Consider the following 15,790-nt stretch of genomic DNA (forward strand, 5'->3'; position numbering starts at 1 on the left):
CCCGTCAGGTCGCCGGAGGCGGCCTTGGACACCACTGCCAGCAGCGCATCGACCTTGGCGCGCAGCAGGTTGGTGTCGGCCAGTTCCCTGGCCTGGCTGTCCTGGATGGTTTGCGCCATGCGGTTGAACTCCGTGCCCACCTCGCCCAGTTCGTCGTTCGACACCACCACCACCCGCGCGGACTGCTCGCCGGCGGCGATGCGGCCCACTGCCTGCATCAGCAGGCCCAGTGGCGTGAGCAGGGCGCGCAGCAGCAGCCAGCCGATGCCGATGGCCAGCGCCACGGCCACCGCGCCGCCGCCGCCCAGCAACCAGGCCTGCGCCTGCTGCATCTCGCGCGCGTCGGCGGAGCGCTGGGCCAGCAAACGGTTTTCATCGGCGGACAGGTCCGCCAGCAGCTTGCGCACGTCGGCAATCACCTTGGCGCCGTTCAGCACATCGGCCGCCGTGGCCACCTGCTGCGACACGCCCACCTGCTTGTTCAGCGCACGCCGTTTATCGAGCAGCGGATGGATCACGTTCTGCACCCAGTCCTCGGCCATGGGGCCGATCTGCTTCAGGCGCGCCTGCTGCTGCGGATTGTCCTGCGTCAGGACCAGGGCGCGCGCCACATGGCGCCGCATGGCTTCCTCTTCGCGCGGGATGATCTGCACCAGGCTCTCGTTCCCGGTCAGCATGAAGCCGCGCGTGGAGTTCTGGATCTGCAGCACGGCGTTGGCGATCTGGTCGGCCTCCAGCAGCACTTCCAGCGAATGGCGGTCCCACGCGTTGGCGGCGGCCAGGCGGCTGAACTGGTTGTAGGAGAGCCCGAGCAGCAGCAGCAGGGTGGCGACGATGGCGCCGAAACCGGCGGTGAGCTTGGTTTTTATGCGCATGTCTTTCATGGGTTCTCCCGGCGGCGATATGGCAATGTAGCACCCTCGGCCGGAAAAACAAAACGGGCCGCACATGGCGGCCCGCTCGGGTACAGCGCCGTGACAGCGCCGGTACAGCCTATCGTATTACTGGCCGCGCTTCAGGCGGGCGTTGGCGGCGATGCGCATGCGCAGCGCGTTCAGCTTGATGAAGCCGCCGGCGTCGGCCTGGTTGTAGGCGCCGCCGTCTTCGTCGAAGGTGGCGATGGTCATGTCGAACAGCGAATCGGTCTTCGAATCGCGCGACACGACAATCACATTGCCCTTGTACAGCTTGACGCGCACCCAGCCGTTCACGGTGGCCTGGGTGTGGTCGATCAGGGTCTGGATCGCCACGCGCTCAGGCGCCCACCAGTAGCCGTTGTAGATCATCGACGCGTAGCGCGGCATCAGGTCGTCTTTCAGGTGGGCCACTTCGCGGTCCAGCGTGATCGATTCGATGGCGCGGTGCGCCTTCAGCATGATGGTGCCGCCAGGGGTTTCGTAGCAGCCGCGCGACTTCATGCCGACGTAGCGGTTTTCCACCAGGTCCAGGCGGCCGATGCCGTGCTTGCCGCCCAGGCGGTTCAGTTCCGTCAGCACGGTGGCCGGCGACATGCGCACGCCGTTCAGGGCCACGATGTCGCCCTTTTCGTATTCGATGTCCAGGTATTCCGGCTGGTCGGGAGCCGCTTCAGGGCTCACGCTCCAGCGCCACATCGATTCCTCGGCTTCGGCGCTCGGGTTTTCCAGGTGGCGGCCTTCGAAGGAGATGTGCAGCAGGTTGGCGTCCATCGAGTACGGCGCGCCGCCGTTCTTGTGCTTCATGTCGATGTCGATGCCGGCGTCTTCCGCGTACTTCAGCAGTTTTTCGCGCGACAGCAGGTCCCACTCGCGCCATGGGGCGATGATCTTGACGCCTGGTTTCAGCGCGTAGGCGCCCAGTTCGAAACGCACCTGGTCGTTGCCCTTGCCGGTGGCGCCGTGCGAGATGGCGTCGGCGCCGGTCTCGTTGGCGATCTCGATCAGGCGCTTGGCGATCAGCGGACGCGCGATCGAGGTGCCCAGCAGGTATTCGCCTTCGTACACGGTGTTGGCGCGGAACATCGGGAACACGAAGTCGCGCACGAATTCTTCGCGCACGTCGTCGATGTAGATGTTCTCAGGCTTGATGCCGAACTTGATCGCCTTGGCGCGTGCCGGCTCCAGCTCCTCGCCCTGGCCCAGGTCGGCCGTGAAAGTGACGATTTCGCACTTGTAGTTATCCTGCAGCCACTTCAGGATTACGGAGGTGTCCAGGCCGCCGGAGTAGGCGAGGACTACTTTTTTGATGTCGCTCATGGTCGTTCCATTCTTGATAGGTGATTCGGTATTTTATCTTGCCGGGCGGCGGCGCCGGCGGGTTAGCGCAGCGTAACCCGCCCTGCGTCACTTGCCGTCCAGGCGGCCCAGCAGCAGGTATTCGATCAGCGCCTTCTGGATATGCAGGCGGTTCTCGGCTTCGTCCCAGACTACCGACTGCGGGCCGTCGATCACGTCGGCCGACACTTCCTCGCCGCGGTGAGCGGGCAGGCAGTGCATGAACAGCGCGTCCGGCTTGGCGCGCGCCATCTTGGCCGAATCGACGATCCAGCCGTCGAAGGCTTTCAGGCGGGCCGCGTTCTCGTCCTCGTAGCCCATGCTGGTCCACACGTCGGTGTTGACCAGGTCCGCGCCTTCGCAGGCGTCGGACGGGTTGGCGAAGAAGGTGTAGCGGTCGGTCGACACCAGCGACATGTCCATGTCGTAGCCCTTGGGCGTGGACACGTTGACGTGGAAGCCGAACACCTCGGCAGCCTGCAGCCAGGAGTACAGCATGTTGTTGGCATCGCCCACCCAGGCCACGGTCTTGCCGGCGATGGAGCCGCGGTGCTCGTAGTAGGTGAAAATGTCGGCGAACACCTGGCAGGGGTGGTGTTCGTTGGTCAGGCCGTTAATCACCGGCACGCGCGAGAAGGCGGCGAAACGCTCGATGATGTCCTGGCCGAAGGTGCGCACCATGATCACGTCGCACATGCGCGACATGACCTGGCCGGCGTCTTCCACCGGCTCGCCGCGGCCCAGCTGGGAGTCGCGGGTGTTCAGATAGATGGCGGCGCCGCCCAGCTGGTGCATGCCGGCCTCGAAGGACAGGCGGGTGCGGGTGGAGTTCTTGTCGAACACCATCACCAGCGTACGGTCGACCAGCGGGTGATAGATCTCGTAGTTCTTGAATTTGCGCTTGATGACGTGGGCGCGTTCGATCACGTATTCGTATTCATCCAACGACAAGTCGGAAAACTGCAGGTAGTGCCGAATCGGTTTTTGGGTAGACATAGTGACAACGATTTGTTGGGCTGGCAGTGGCGGGGGTGCCGGAAACGCCAGCTTAGCAAAACATTATACGGCTAAATTGTGGGCGCGGCAGCAATGAAGGCTGGGGACACCTGGCTGCGGCTGCCGCGCGTCGCGGGTCGCACCGCTCCCCGCAACTTGCCGCACTGTATCGTGCGGAATGCGCGCCGAGTTTCTGCTCCAATCACTGGGTATTATTTTCGCAACGCCGCTGCCGCGGAGGCAGCGGGGCCGGTTGCGAATGGGAGGATTGCGGGTGCTGGTCTACAACCGGGCGTTCATGTGCTCGCTCACCATGCGCTGCTTGCCGACGGGCCGGCAAGCGAGAGCGGCGCTGGGCGCCGCGTCGGCGTGGTTTAGCGGCTGCTGGCGCTGGACGGCGCAACCGGGACGAATTGCAGCTGGCGCTGGGCGTCTTCGGCGGACATGGACTGCATGCGGTCGGCGGCGTCCTTGTTCTTGCGCTTCAGGTTGGTGCCCGTCGGGATGTAGGCGTCGGTGTCGTAGTTGGAAACAATCGGCGTGCGAGGCTCGTCGGGGGAGGTGGCGCAGCCTGCCAGTAGCGGGCTGGCCACAACTGCGGCCAGAATGAGTGATTTCATGGGCGTCCTTGTAGACGGGCCGAGACCGGGTTGGCGCGGCTCCGTGCCGCCCAGTTTAATATCAAATCGGCACGTATAGACAATTTTTTAATGATAGATCGCCACCGGCCCGGTGTCGTCCTGCATCGGCGCGGTAAGCGGCAGGTCGAGCGTGAACACGGTGCCGGCCGGGCTGCTGGAAACGCTGATCTGCCCGCCCAGCAGCGAGGTGACGATGTTGTAGCTGATCGACAGTCCCAGACCGCTGCCGCCCTGGCCCAGCTTGGTGGTGAAAAAGGGATCGAAGATGCGCGACTGGTGCTCGGCCGGGATGCCGCCGCCGTCGTCGCTGAACACCAGCAGTGCGCGCCCCTCGGCGGGCGTGCTGGCGCTGAGCCGCATGCGGCCATGCTGGCGGCCTTCGAAGGCGTGCAGCAGCGCGTTGTTGATGAGGTTGGCCAGCACCTGGCCGAACGGCCCCGGATAGCTGTCCATGGCCAGCGTGTCCGGCACCTCGTATTCGATGCTGTGGTTGGCGTTGCGGATGCGGTTCATCATGGTGGCGACCACCTCGTGCGTCACTTGCTGCAGGTTGAACATGCGGCGCTGCTCGGTGGTGCGGTCCACCGCCACCTGCTTGAAGCTGTTTACCAGGTCGGCCGCGCTGGTCAGCCCGCGCATCACCAGCTCGGACGCTTTTTGCGCGTCGGCCACGTAGGCGGCCAGCTCGGAGCGGCGCAGGCCTGCGCCGTTCATTTGCTGCTCGATCTCGGCGGTCTTTTGCTGCAGGGTGCTGGCGATGAGCAGGCTGTTGCCGATCGGCGTGTTCAGCTCGTGCGCCACGCCGGCCATCAGCGAGCCCAGCGCGGCCAGCTTTTCCTGCGACACGAGCTGGGTCTGCGCGTCCTGCAACTGGCGGTAGGCTTCCGCGTTGTCGAGCGCGATGGCGCCGTAGGCGCACAGGGTGCGGAAGATCAGCCGTTCGCGCTCGCCGTAGGCGTTCAGTTCCAGCGACTGCGCCGTCATCACGCCCAGCACGCGCTCGCCCACCCGCAGCGGCACGTACAGCGCGCTGCGGTTGGGGCAGGTGCCGGGGATGACGAAACTGTGATCGGTGCCGTTCAGGTCGGGCACGTACACTTCGCGCCGTTCGTTCAGGCAGCGCACCGAGTACGAGTGCGGATGCGACAGCGGGATCACATTGGTGGGCAGCGCGCAGCCGCCTTCCACGCCGAAGGCGCGCGTCAGCGACTGGGCGCCGTGGTCGTAGAGGTAGATGGCGAAGGTGTGCGTGTGCAGCAGCGCCTCCACGTGCCGGTCCAGCGCCTGGAACACGGCGGCCGCGTCCAGGTGGGTGGTGATCTCCTGGCCGATGGCCGACAGGCGCTCCAGCATGGCGCTGGTTTGCAGCAGCAGTTCGGCGCGCCGCGCTTCGGACGCGGCCAGCTCGCGGTGGTGCTGGCCCTCGGCGCGCGCGTGCTCGGTCTGGTGGTGCACCTGCATGGCCACGGCGCGGTTGGTGGCTTCCTGGCTGTGCGTCTTCTCGCGCGCCGCGCTGGCCGACACCGCCATCTGGTAGGCCTGCTGGTAGCTGCCGGCACGGGCGTACTCGCGCGCCAGCGCATCCAGCAGGTCGCCCGGCACGGTGTAGCCGTCGATGGCGGACGCCACCGCCAGCGCCTTGTGCAGATAGTGCAGCGTGGCGTTCAGCTCGGTCATGCCGTCCGGGCTGGTCAGCGCGTGGCGGCCGTGGACCAGCGACAGCACCCGCAGCGCGGTCACCTGGTGATGCATATTGCATTGCTCGCCCGCCAGCCGCACCGCTTCGTGCGCGGCGCGCAGCGCTTCCTGCGGCCGGTCCAGGCCGGACAGGGCGTGCGCCTGGCCGCGCCGCGCCACGGTCTGGAAATCGGCTTGCTGTAGGGCGTCGGCGCGGCCTTCCAGGCGCTGGAAGGCGTCCAGCGCGGCGGCGTAGTCGCCCCGGTCCAGCGACAGGTCGCCCAGGTATTGTAGTGCGATGGCGTAGCTGCGCGCGCCCGACAGCGGCGCCAGGATCTCCAGTGCCTCGTGCAGCAGTTCCTCGGCCGCGTCCAGCCGGCCCAGGCGGCGCATGGTGTCGGCCGTGTGCATCAGGCAGGCGCCCACGCTGCGCGGCCAGCCGGTGGGACGGGCCAGGTCCAGCGCGCACTGCATCCATTCCAGCGCGGCGTGGTGGTCGTTCAGGTTGGTGAAGTCTTCGCCGATATTGGTGGCGGCGGTGATGGCCACGCGCAGCTGCCCGGTGGCCAGCGCGCTTTCATAACAGCGGATGTAGTGGCTGGCGGCGGTGGCGAAGTCGCTGGACAGGCTGGCGGCCACTCCGAGGTAGTCGTGGCGCCAGGCGGCCGGGCCCGGCGGTTCCGCGCCGCCGTCCGCCTCTGTCCCGCTTGCCGCGTGCGGGTCATGCCTGGGCCGGGCGTTCCAGCCGGCGGCGCAGTTGGGGTCGCGCAGGATGGCCCAGCGCGCGGTGGCCGCTTCGATGATGTGCTGGCGCTCGCGGTCTCGCGCCAGGCCGGCGGCATCCAGGGCCAGCGCCAGTTCAAGGTCGCACCGCGCGTGGTCGCCCCGGTCCACCGCTATCGAGGCCTGCAGCCAGTGGGCGTCGGCGCAGGCTTCATGGTCGCCCAGCGTGCATAGCTGCTCGAAGCCGAGCTGGGCGTGCGCCTCGGCCTGGTCCAGTGCGCCGCGCAGCCACAGCACTTCGCCCTGCACCAGCTGCATGCGGGCGGCGATGGCGCTCTGGGCGTTGGGATCGAGATTGGTCTGCGGCAGCAGGGCCAGCGCTTCGGCGGCGAGCGCTTCGGCCCGGTCGCTGTCGCGCTGGCGCACGTGCCAGGCCAGCGGCACCAGGACGGGCAGGCGCGCGACGCCGCGCAAGGGAAGCAGTGATACTTCCCATTGAGCAACATCATCCTCGACCGCGAACATGTCCATGGCCTTCCTCAGTTTTTCGCTACCTTGCTAATAATGCTCCACAGCATCGAAAGCTGCAATCGACTTTTTGAACAGATGCCAATTCAATTGTTTTTTAATACAGTGTTTGCGCCGACTCGTGCAGCAGCTGGCCATACAGTTCGTGGCGCAGCCTGCTGATCTCGCCGGCCTTGACCGCGTCCAGTACCGGGCATTGCGGTTCGTTGAGGTGGCGGCAATTGTAGTATTTGCAACCGCCCAGGTAGGGCTTGAAGTCGCGGAAGGCGCGCTCCAGCATGCCTTCGCTCAGGTGGTACAGGCCGAATTCCTGGAAACCGGGCGAATCGATGATGGACGTGTCCGGCCCCAGGTCGGGCATGGTGTACAGGCGGGTGAAGGTGGTGGTGTGCTTGCCGGTGTCGAGCGCGGCGGAAATTTCGCGCACGGCGATATCGGCGCCCGGCACCAGCAGGTTGATCAGCGAGGACTTGCCCATGCCGGACTGGCCGATCAGGATGGACGAATTGCCCTTTAGCAGCGGCTGCAGCGTGGCCACGGCGTGATCGGGATTGCCCTTGGCCGACACCTCATGCACCGGATAGCCCAGCTTCGAATACATCTTCAGGCGCTCGCGGGTGCGCGCCAGCGACTCGGTGACGTCCACCTTGTTCAGGATCAGGTGCACCTCGATGCCGGCCGCTTCCGCCGCCACGGTGGCGCGCGAGACCAGGTCGTCCGTATAGCCGGGCTCGGTGGCCACGACGATGAACAGCTGGCTCACATTGGCCGCCAGCAGCTTGGACTTGTACTGGTCGGAGCGGTACAGCAGCGTCTTGCGCTCGGTGATCTCGTCGATCACGGCCTGGTCGGCCGAGGTGGCGGTCAGCTTGACGATGTCGCCTACGGCGACGTTGGTCTTCTTGCCGCGCGTAACGCATTGCACGCGCTCGCCATGCACCTCGGCCAGGTAGTGGCGGCCGTGGGCGGCAATGATGGTGCCGGTCTGCTGTGCCGGCTTGCTGGACGCTGCTTTGGCCTGGGTTTGCTGCTTCATGCGCGCTCCGCCAGGGCGTCGGCCTTGGCCGCGCAGATGAAATCGTTGAGCGACAGGCCGCCCTGGCCCTGGTTCACGGAGTGGGTGTCGTAGCGGGCGACGCAGCGGTTGTAGGTCACAGTCAGTTCCGGGTGGTGGTCTTCGGCATGCGTGACATAGGCCAGCGCGTTGACGAAGGCCAGGGTTTCGTAATAGTCGGCAAAGCGGAACTCGCGCACCAGCTTGCCGTTTTCCAGGCGCCAGTGCGGCAGCAGGGCCGCCAGGCGGCGCGCTTCCTCGCCGTCCAGCGCGTCCTTGGCGGGTGAACAGTGCAGCGCCTGCAGGTGTTGTGCGTCCAGGATCGTCATGGTCGGGGTCCTCATTGGAGCGCCAGGTTCAGCTGGCGGATGCGCACGCTGGCCGGCGGATGGGAATCATAGAACGCCGAGTGCAGCGGGTCCGGCGTCAGGGTCGAAGCGTTGTCCTCGTACATTTTCACCAGCGCCGACACCAGGTCGCGCGGGTCGGTATGCTTGGCGGCGAAGGCGTCCGCCTCGAACTCGTGCTTGCGCGAGCTGAGCGAGGTGAGCGGTCCCAGCAGGAAGGTGAAAACCGGCAGCGCCAGCGCGAACAGCAGCAGCGCCATGGCGTCGTTGCTGGCGCCCGGCAGCAGCAGCGGGTCCACGCCCAGGCCGGTGTAGAACCACAGCTGGTTCTTCAGCCAGCCCAGCAGTGCCAGAAACGCCAGCGAGATGGCGAACAGCATGCCGATGCGCTTGACGATGTGCTTGAGCTTGAAGTGCCCCAGCTCGTGCGCCAGCACCGCCTCGATTTCCTGCGGCGCCAGGCGCGACAGCAGGGTGTCGAAGAACACGATGCGCTTGTTGGCGCCGAAGCCGGAGAAATAGGCATTGCCGTGCGCGCTGCGCTTGGAACCGTCCATCACGAACAGGCCCTTGGAAGCGAAGCCGACGCGCTGCATCAGTCCTTCGATGCGCGATTTCAGCGATTCGTCGGCCAGCGGCGTGAACTTGTTGAACAGCGGCGCGATCACGGTCGGGAACAGCACCATCATCAGCAACTGGAAGCCGCTCCACACCAGCCAGGCGTACAGCCACCACAGCGCGCCGCTCTTGTCCATCAGCGTCAGCACCACCCACACCAGCGGCAGGCCGATCACGGCGCCCAGCGCCACGCCCTTGAGCATGTCGGCGAAGAACAGGCCGCGGCTCATCTTGTTAAAGCCGAAGCGCTGCTCCAGGCCGAATTGCTTGTAGTAGTCGAAGGGCAGATCGACCAGGCCGGAAATGGCGGCGTAGGCGACCAGCAGGCCGATCTGGTAGCCCATGCCGGGGCCGGCCAGCTTGTACACTTCCACCGACAGCCATTGCAGGCCGCCCAGCAAGGTGAAGGCGACCAGTACGGCGGCGTTGACCACCATGCCCAGCATGCCGAATTTGGTGCGGGCGATGGTGTAGTCGGCGGCCTTCTGGTGCGCCGCCAGCGGGATTTTTTCGGCGAATTCGGGCGGCACGGCGCTGCGGTGGGCGAGCACGTGGCGGATGTGGCGCGAGGCCAGCCAGAAGCGCACGGCCAGCGTCAGAACCAGGAAAGTAACGAACAAAATCGAAAACGCGTGTGAATACATTCTATGCCTGTGAGAAAATGGCGGATTGTTTAGGCCAAGAGAGAATTATGTCACAAGCGACCGAAATCCCGACGACTACCCCGCAAGAGCGTCCGAATGAGACCAACCTGGTGTGGGTGGACATGGAAATGACGGGTCTGGAACCCGAAACCGACCGCATCATCGAAGTGGCCATCATCGTCACCGACATGCACCTGAACTTCCTGGCCGAAGGCCCGGTGTTTGCAATTCATCAATCCGATGAAACGCTGGACAAGATGGACAACTGGAACAAGGGCACCCACGGCCGTTCCGGCCTGACCGAGCGCGTCAAGGCGTCCACCATCACCGAGGAATTCGCCGAAGCCGAGCTGATCGCCTTCCTGAAGAAGTGGGTGCCGGCCGGCAAGGCGCCGATGTGCGGCAACACCATCGGCCAGGACCGCCGCTTCATGGTCAAGTACATGCCGAAGCTGGAGGCGTTCTTCCACTACCGCAATATCGACGTGTCTACGCTGAAAGAGCTGTGCAAGCGCTGGAAGCCGGAGATCGTCGGCGGCTTCAAGAAGCACCAGAAGCACACTGCGCTGGCCGACATCGTCGAGTCCATCGAAGAGCTGAAGTACTACCGCGAACACTTCATCAAGCTGTAAGGACGCCATGGACGCCGACCTGCTCGCAGCCCTGGCGCGCCAGGAACAGGAACTGCAGTTTTCAGCCTTTAGCAATGACACGGCGCTGGCGCTGGGCTTGAGCCTGGTCGGCGCGGCCAAGGCGAAGGGCAAGGCCATCACCGTGAATATCACGCGCAACGGCCAGGTGCTGTTCCACCATGCCATGGACGGCGCCAGTGCCGACCAGGCGGACTGGATACGGCGCAAGAACAATGTGGTGAACCGCTTCGGCCGCAGCTCGTTCTACGTGGGCAGCGATCACAAGCTGCGCGGCGTGGATTTCGAGGCGGTGCCCTACCTCGACAGCAAGGACTACGCGGCGCACGGCGGCGCTTTTCCGCTCACTATCAAAGGCGTGGGCGTGGTGGGCACCATCACGGTGTCCGGCTTGCCGCAGGCGGAAGATCATGCACTGGCGGTGGAAGCCATCCGCGCGATGATGTAGCCGGTCGAATTAGTCGCTGGATACTTCCAGCAGCGCTTCCAGGAAGTTATTCTCGTTAAAGTCCTCAAAGGCCGGGTACTCCCCGTCCTTGGTGGCAATCTTCCAGTCCGACGCCAGGTCGGGCAGTACAAAGCGCACTTTGCCGCGATGGCCTTCCAGGTCCAGGCGGCCGCCGCCGGTATCCAGCATCACGCCCACCGGGCGCAGCACCACGTGCTGTTGCCCCAGGCTGATGCCCAGCGTGCGGGTGGTGTAAGTGCCCAGCAATTCCTCGGTCAGCACCAGCGCGTGGAAGTCGTATTTCACCTGGCCTTTCTCCGCATAGCGCGCCAGCCACTGCTGCACCAGCCCATACAAGCTGTCGATGCGCGCCAGCCAGTGCAGCTTGCGCTGCTGATAATCGTCATGCCCCATTGCGAACTCGCTGAAAATGACTCCTACACTGATTGTAGGCGGTCCAGCGGCCGATGCGGCGCGAGCTTCGCGCAGCGCGCACTCAGCCCATGAAGCCCAAGTCCTTGACGGCGAAGTTGGCCAGCTCGTGCTTGAATACCTGCGTTTCCAGCATGGCCTCGTCGGCGCCGAACCAGCGCCCCAGGGTGGCGCCGTATTGCTGGTTGGAGATCTGCGGGATCCAGACGCCGCGCCCGGTGGCGTCGTCCTTGCCGCCCAGCGTGAAGTCGGGGAACTGGCCATACAGGCCGCCCCTGACGGCGCCGCCGACCACCAGGTGGTGGTTGCCCCAGCCGTGATCGGTGCCGCCGCTGTTCGGCTGCAGGCTGCGGCCGAAGTCCGACAAGGTGAACGTCGTCACTTGCTGCTGGGCGCCGATTTCGGCCAGCCCCTGCTGGAAGGCGGCCAGCGATTGCGACACCTGGCGCAGCAGGTCGAACTGCTGGTAGGCCTGGCCGCCGTGCGTGTCGAATCCGCCTTGCGAGACGAAGTACACTTGCCGCCCCGGTCCCTGCGCCGCGCGCAGGCGGATCAGCTGGGCCACGGTCTTCAGCTGCCGCGCCAGACTGTGGCCGGGGAAGGGCGTCGCCAGCGCGGGCCCGCCGGTGGCGGCCTTCAGGTCGGACACCAGCTCCATGCCGTTGAGCAGCGTGCGGTTGGCGGCGCCGGCCACCATGTTGGGATGGCTGGCCGACAGCAGCGCGGCCAGCGCGGCGCGGCGCTGTTCCGCTTCCGCCTGCGGCCAGAAATTCATGCCGGCCAGGTTGAGCTGGCCGTTCGCGGGGATCAGGTTGCCGTGCGTCTTGCCGCCTTCGATGAACAGGCCGCCGCCGCCCAGCGCCACCGCGTCCAGCTCGCCGCCGGTGCCCAGCAGGTCGACCAGGCGCCCGCCCCAGCCGGTGCCGGCCAGCGATGGCGTGCCGGCCTGGTTCTGCAGTTGCTGGTCCGGGTGCGAGAACAGCTGCGGCGGCACGGCCACGCCGGCCTGGTACTGCGCCTTGCTGAGCGGCTGGCGCAGGCTGCCCACGTTGAGCAGTGCCGCCACCTGGCCCTGGCCGAACAGCGCGTCCAGCTCGGCCATGCCGTAGTGGAACGCGAACGGCTGGTCCACCGGGTCGGACACGGCTTGCAAACGCGCGCGGCGCTCGCTCACCAGCGTCTTGCTGGCCACGGATAGGGCCAGCCCCTGGCTGCCGCGTATCGCGCTGTATTTGCCGTAGCGGATGGTGTCGAGCGGCACGATCATATTGTTGCCGTCATTGCCGCCGTACATGTACAGGCACACCAGGGCCTTGTAGTCGCCCACGGCAGCATGCGCGGGATTTGCGCCCAGCAGGCCCAGCGCGGACAACGCGCCCAGCATGCCGGCTTGCGCGCCGAGCCCGAGGAAGCCGCGGCGGGACAGGTGGTTGTCGTTCATGGCAGTCTCCGGTGTCTTCGTGGTCATTGCTGCAGCGCGAATTCGGCGCTAATGGCGGTCAGGTAGAGCGCGGCCAGGGCGCGCTGCGTCTTGTCCGTGGTGGCGTTGACGGAGCCTGCGATGGCGCTGCGCGCGGCGGGCGACATGCAGCCCCGTCATTGGAGAATAGAAATTGAACACACTGGGCGCGTTCAGCAGCTTCTGGCCCAGTTGCGAATATTCCCAGAACGCGTTGGTGGGGTTGAGAACTGCCGCATCCAGCGCGCGGAACAGGCTCAGCGAGTGCAGCATCGGGTCTTTCAGCTTGCCCTGGCTGGCGCTGGGCGTATCCATGCGGGCTTCCGGGTCGGTCAGCACGGCGGTCAGCGTGGCTTTCAGGTCGCCGCGTCCGGCCGGCCCGTTGGCGAACACGCCTGCCACGCGTTCGATGTAGGCCGCGCTGGGATTGCTGCTGGTGAAAGCGCGGATCAGGCGGGTGGCGATGAAGGGCGGCAGGTTGGGGTGCTGGAACAGGTTCTCCATCACCGCGTCGAAGTCCTGCACGGTGCTCTGCCCGGCCGGCAGCACCAGGCCTTGCAGCAGCGTCTTGCTGCCCTTGTCGTGCAGGCGCTCGCGCGGCTGCAGCGGACCGGTGAACTTTTCCCAGTTGGCGCCGGTCGTGCTGGCGCCCTGGTAAGTCCAGCCGCTCAGGGCGCGCGAGATGTCGGCGATGCGGGCCTGGTCATAGCTGGGGATGGGATCGCCGTTGCGGTCGGCCTGCACGCTGCCGTCCTGGTTCAGCATCACGGGACCGATGGTGAACAGCTGCATCACCTCGCGCGCATAGTTCTCGTTCGGCGCGGGCGCCTTGCTGTTGGCCAGGTCCAGGTATTTGCCCATGGACGGGTTCAGCGTCATTTCACGCAGCAGTGTGTCGAAGTTGCCGAAGGCGTGGGCCGACAGCGTGGCCAGCCAGGGCTGCATTTCGTTGGCGTAGGGGTTCTTGTCGGCCGAGACCACGAACAGCTGGGACAGCGCGAAGATCATGCGCTGGCGCAGCTGGTCCTGGCCGCCGGCCATGTTGGTGAACCAGTTGGCGCGCAGCACGTTCATGTCCGCGGTGGCGGGCAGGGCGCTGGCGGGCAGCTCGAACTGCTGCGCCAGCCAGGCGTGCTGGCCCATGGCCTGGACCTTGGCGATGTCGGTCGCGGTGGGGCCGAACGTGGCGTGTTCAAGCAGCCGCGCGGCGGCCACGGTGGCCGGGTCGGGCGCGGCCCAGCTGCCGGCGGCCAGGCTCATCAGGCAGGCCGCGGCCCAGGCCCGGCTCAGGATTCCACGCATGACATCTCCTTGTTGTCTGGATACTTGTTTCCAAACAGCAATTCGCGTGCCAGGCATGCCAAACGAAAAAGTGACAATTTCCGTACGCTTGCGAGGTGCAAGGCGACAAAAACTGTCACTCGGGTCAAACCGGGGTCACACTGGGCGCCGAAAAGTGTCAGCGCCCGGCGGCGTTACTCGGCGCCGCCTTCCGCACCGTGGCATTTCTTGTACTTCTTGCCGCTGCCGCAAGGGCAGTCGTCGTTGCGGCCCACTTTCGGCTCGTCGCGCACCACGGTGCTGACCGGCGCTTTGCGGCGCGGTACCCAGAACTTGTGGATGGCCGGCAGGTTGGCTTCCAGCTCCTGGCCCAGCTTGTGCGCCTTGACCGGATCTTCCACCAGCGGCAGTTCGTCTTCTTCGATCTCGTCCGCACCCAGCAGGTAGATCGGCCGCATCAGGTCGCCCACTTCCGAATCCCAGATCGCGTCCCACGAACCCGGGCGCAGTTCCATGCCTTCCCAGAAGCCCCAGCACCAGGCTTCGGCGTCGATCAGGGTCTGGCCTTCGACTTCGTGCTCCACGAACAGCGGCTCGAATTCTTTCGGCGCCACTTCGAACGTCACCAGCACTTCGTTCATGAAGCGCATGATCAGGTTGACGATGCGTTCTTCTTCCTTGGCATTCTTGAACTTGGGAGCGTCGTTGCCGTCCGGGCCCCACACGCGCGGCAGCCACTCGGCCGGCATGATCGGCTCCGGGCCGATGGCGATGGCGGTCAGGTAGCCGTGCAGGTGGTCCATGGTCATGGAATCTTCCGGGCTGCGCTCGGACAGCAGGAAGTTGTCCAGTTCGTCGAATTCTTTTTCGCTCAGAGGCTGATCGAGTTGCATATGCTTTCCTTCTTATTGAAGCTGCCAGTATACGCTGCGGCGCAGCGTTGCGGGCGGAAGAATGCGGCGGCGCTTACAATGGCGCCATGACAACCGACACTCCAGACACCACCCTGCACGCCTACGCCGCCCTCGGCCCGGACTGCGTGCTCGACGCGCTCGACAGCATAGGCCTGCACGGCGACGGCCGCCTGCTGGCGCTGAACAGCTATGAAAACCGGGTATACCAGGTCGGCATCGACGACGGCAAGCCGCTGGTGGCCAAGTTCTACCGGCCGGGCCGCTGGAGCGACGCCGCCATCCTGGAAGAACACGCTTTCGTGGCCGAACTGGCGGAGCGCGAAATCCCCGTGGTGCCGGCGCTGACGGTGAATGGCCGGACCTTGCATGAATACCAAGGTTTCCGCTTCTCCGTGTTCCCGCGCCACGGCGGCCGCGCGCCCGAACTGGGCGACCCTGCCGTGCTGGAGTGGACCGGGCGCTTCATCGCCCGCATCCACGAGGCCGGCAAGCTGGGCGTGTATAAAGAGCGCCCCGCGCTCGACCCGGCCACCTTCGGCACCGAGCCGCGCGACTACCTGCTGGCCAATAACTTCATCCCGGGCGAACTGCTGGCGGCCTACAGCAGCGTGATCGACCAGGCGCTGGACGGCGTGCGGCGCTGCTACGACAGGGCGGGCGGCGTGTCCATCCTGCGCCTGCATGGCGATTGCCACGGCGGCAACGTGCTGTGGACCGACGCCGGCCCGCACTTCGTGGACTTCGACGACAGCCGCATGGGCCCGGCCATCCAGGACTTGTGGATGATGCTGTCCGGCGAGCGCCACGAGCAGGTGCGCCAGATGGGCGACATCCTGGCCGGCTACGAGGACTTCTGCGACTTCGATAGCCGCGAAATGCACCTGGTGGAAGCGCTGCGCACCCTGCGCCTGATCCATTACTCCGCCTGGATCGCCCGCCGCTGGGACGACCCGGCCTTCCCGGCGGCCTTCCCCTGGTTTAACACCCAGCGCTACTGGCAGGACCGGGTCCTGGAGCTGCGCGAGCAGATTGCGCTGATGGACGAGGCGCCGCTGCCGGTGTAAAAAATAGCCGATTGCCTGTCACAAGTCGCTTCCTTGCACCGTCTTATATGCAAGGAGCGGCC

15 protein-coding genes are annotated in these 15,790 nt (G+C 65.7%); 3 read left to right on the top strand and 12 right to left on the bottom strand.

Annotated features, from left to right (window positions below):
* The 8 genes from AC6H42_RS09925 to AC6H42_RS09960 form a co-directional block, all read right to left on the bottom strand.
* The coding region (locus AC6H42_RS09925; RefSeq protein ID WP_497547929.1) for a CHASE3 domain-containing protein at positions 1-884 on the bottom strand (884 nt) is incomplete at its 3' end.
* 117 nt (positions 885-1,001) lie between these two features.
* Positions 1,002-2,234 carry an argininosuccinate synthase gene (locus AC6H42_RS09930; protein WP_057155222.1) on the bottom strand — a complete coding sequence of 411 codons (1,233 nt, stop codon included), beginning with the start codon at positions 2,232-2,234 and terminating at the stop codon, positions 1,002-1,004.
* Positions 2,235-2,321: 87 nt separating this feature from the next.
* On the bottom strand, positions 2,322-3,248 hold the full coding sequence (gene argF / locus AC6H42_RS09935; RefSeq protein ID WP_057155223.1) for an ornithine carbamoyltransferase: 927 nt from the start codon (positions 3,246-3,248) through the stop codon (positions 2,322-2,324).
* A 374-nt stretch (positions 3,249-3,622) separates the two neighbouring features.
* Positions 3,623-3,868: a hypothetical protein gene (locus tag AC6H42_RS09940; protein ID WP_157200918.1), complete on the bottom strand. Its 246-nt coding sequence runs from the start codon at positions 3,866-3,868 to the stop codon at positions 3,623-3,625.
* An 87-nt stretch (positions 3,869-3,955) separates the two neighbouring features.
* Positions 3,956-6,820: an ATP-binding protein gene (locus AC6H42_RS09945; RefSeq protein ID WP_497547930.1), complete on the bottom strand. Its 2,865-nt coding sequence runs from the start codon at positions 6,818-6,820 to the stop codon at positions 3,956-3,958.
* A 94-nt stretch (positions 6,821-6,914) separates the two neighbouring features.
* Positions 6,915-7,853 carry a ribosome small subunit-dependent GTPase A gene (gene rsgA / locus AC6H42_RS09950; RefSeq protein ID WP_057155228.1) on the bottom strand — a complete coding sequence of 313 codons (939 nt, stop codon included), beginning with the start codon at positions 7,851-7,853 and terminating at the stop codon, positions 6,915-6,917.
* A complete protein-coding gene (locus tag AC6H42_RS09955) occupies positions 7,850-8,200 on the bottom strand; it encodes a 4a-hydroxytetrahydrobiopterin dehydratase (protein ID WP_057155230.1) in 351 nt (116 codons plus the stop codon). The genes rsgA and AC6H42_RS09955 overlap by 4 nt, the downstream gene beginning before the upstream one ends.
* A gap of 11 nt (positions 8,201-8,211) precedes the next feature.
* The gene (locus AC6H42_RS09960; RefSeq protein WP_057155232.1) at positions 8,212-9,480 is read right to left on the bottom strand and encodes a M48 family metallopeptidase; all 1,269 of its coding nucleotides are present in this window, start codon (positions 9,478-9,480) and stop codon (positions 8,212-8,214) included.
* A 47-nt stretch (positions 9,481-9,527) separates the two neighbouring features.
* On the opposite strand from AC6H42_RS09960, the gene orn reads away from it, so the two are divergent.
* A complete protein-coding gene (gene orn, locus AC6H42_RS09965; RefSeq protein ID WP_056397682.1) occupies positions 9,528-10,112 on the top strand; it encodes an oligoribonuclease in 585 nt (194 codons plus the stop codon).
* Positions 10,113-10,119: 7 nt separating this feature from the next.
* Positions 10,120-10,578 (top strand): heme-degrading domain-containing protein, encoded by a 459-nt coding sequence (locus tag AC6H42_RS09970; RefSeq protein ID WP_497547931.1) that lies wholly within the window; start codon positions 10,120-10,122, stop codon positions 10,576-10,578.
* Between the two features lie 9 nt (positions 10,579-10,587).
* Here the strand turns inward: AC6H42_RS09970 and AC6H42_RS09975 are convergent, their stop codons facing one another.
* The 4 genes from AC6H42_RS09975 to AC6H42_RS09990 all read right to left on the bottom strand — a co-directional run bounded on the left by AC6H42_RS09975 (position 10,588) and on the right by AC6H42_RS09990 (position 14,643).
* A complete protein-coding gene (locus AC6H42_RS09975; protein WP_057155236.1) occupies positions 10,588-10,992 on the bottom strand; it encodes a hypothetical protein in 405 nt (134 codons plus the stop codon).
* 82 nt (positions 10,993-11,074) lie between these two features.
* Complete coding sequence (locus AC6H42_RS09980; RefSeq protein WP_497547932.1) at positions 11,075-12,451, bottom strand: DUF1501 domain-containing protein; 1,377 nt, start codon at positions 12,449-12,451, stop codon at positions 11,075-11,077.
* 48 nt (positions 12,452-12,499) lie between these two features.
* Positions 12,500-13,771, bottom strand: a complete 1,272-nt coding sequence (locus tag AC6H42_RS09985; RefSeq protein ID WP_497547933.1) for a DUF1800 domain-containing protein — start codon at positions 13,769-13,771, stop codon at positions 12,500-12,502.
* 173 nt (positions 13,772-13,944) lie between these two features.
* Positions 13,945-14,643, bottom strand: a complete 699-nt coding sequence (locus AC6H42_RS09990; protein ID WP_057155241.1) for a UPF0149 family protein — start codon at positions 14,641-14,643, stop codon at positions 13,945-13,947.
* Positions 14,644-14,729: 86 nt separating this feature from the next.
* On the opposite strand from AC6H42_RS09990, the gene AC6H42_RS09995 reads away from it, so the two are divergent.
* Positions 14,730-15,728 (top strand): serine/threonine protein kinase, encoded by a 999-nt coding sequence (locus tag AC6H42_RS09995; protein ID WP_497547934.1) that lies wholly within the window; start codon positions 14,730-14,732, stop codon positions 15,726-15,728.
* The last annotated feature ends 62 nt before the right edge of the window (positions 15,729-15,790 follow it).

This window comes from Massilia sp. NBRC 108631, assembly GCF_059704565.1.

Coding starts and splice junctions, on each gene's coding strand:
- AC6H42_RS09980 (WP_497547932.1), bottom strand. CDS start 12,451: ATGAACGACAACCACCTGTCCCGCCGCGGCTTCCTCGGGCTCGGCGCG.
- rsgA (WP_057155228.1), bottom strand. CDS start 7,853: ATGAAGCAGCAAACCCAGGCCAAAGCAGCGTCCAGCAAGCCGGCACAG.
- AC6H42_RS09975 (WP_057155236.1), bottom strand. CDS start 10,992: ATGGGGCATGACGATTATCAGCAGCGCAAGCTGCACTGGCTGGCGCGC.
- AC6H42_RS09945 (WP_497547930.1), bottom strand. CDS start 6,820: ATGGACATGTTCGCGGTCGAGGATGATGTTGCTCAATGGGAAGTATCA.
- AC6H42_RS09960 (WP_057155232.1), bottom strand. CDS start 9,480: ATGTATTCACACGCGTTTTCGATTTTGTTCGTTACTTTCCTGGTTCTG.
- AC6H42_RS09955 (WP_057155230.1), bottom strand. CDS start 8,200: ATGACGATCCTGGACGCACAACACCTGCAGGCGCTGCACTGTTCACCC.
- AC6H42_RS09990 (WP_057155241.1), bottom strand. CDS start 14,643: ATGCAACTCGATCAGCCTCTGAGCGAAAAAGAATTCGACGAACTGGAC.
- orn (WP_056397682.1), top strand. CDS start 9,528: ATGTCACAAGCGACCGAAATCCCGACGACTACCCCGCAAGAGCGTCCG.
- AC6H42_RS09970 (WP_497547931.1), top strand. CDS start 10,120: ATGGACGCCGACCTGCTCGCAGCCCTGGCGCGCCAGGAACAGGAACTG.
- AC6H42_RS09930 (WP_057155222.1), bottom strand. CDS start 2,234: ATGAGCGACATCAAAAAAGTAGTCCTCGCCTACTCCGGCGGCCTGGAC.
- AC6H42_RS09995 (WP_497547934.1), top strand. CDS start 14,730: ATGACAACCGACACTCCAGACACCACCCTGCACGCCTACGCCGCCCTC.
- argF (WP_057155223.1), bottom strand. CDS start 3,248: ATGTCTACCCAAAAACCGATTCGGCACTACCTGCAGTTTTCCGACTTG.
- AC6H42_RS09940 (WP_157200918.1), bottom strand. CDS start 3,868: ATGAAATCACTCATTCTGGCCGCAGTTGTGGCCAGCCCGCTACTGGCA.
- AC6H42_RS09985 (WP_497547933.1), bottom strand. CDS start 13,771: ATGCGTGGAATCCTGAGCCGGGCCTGGGCCGCGGCCTGCCTGATGAGC.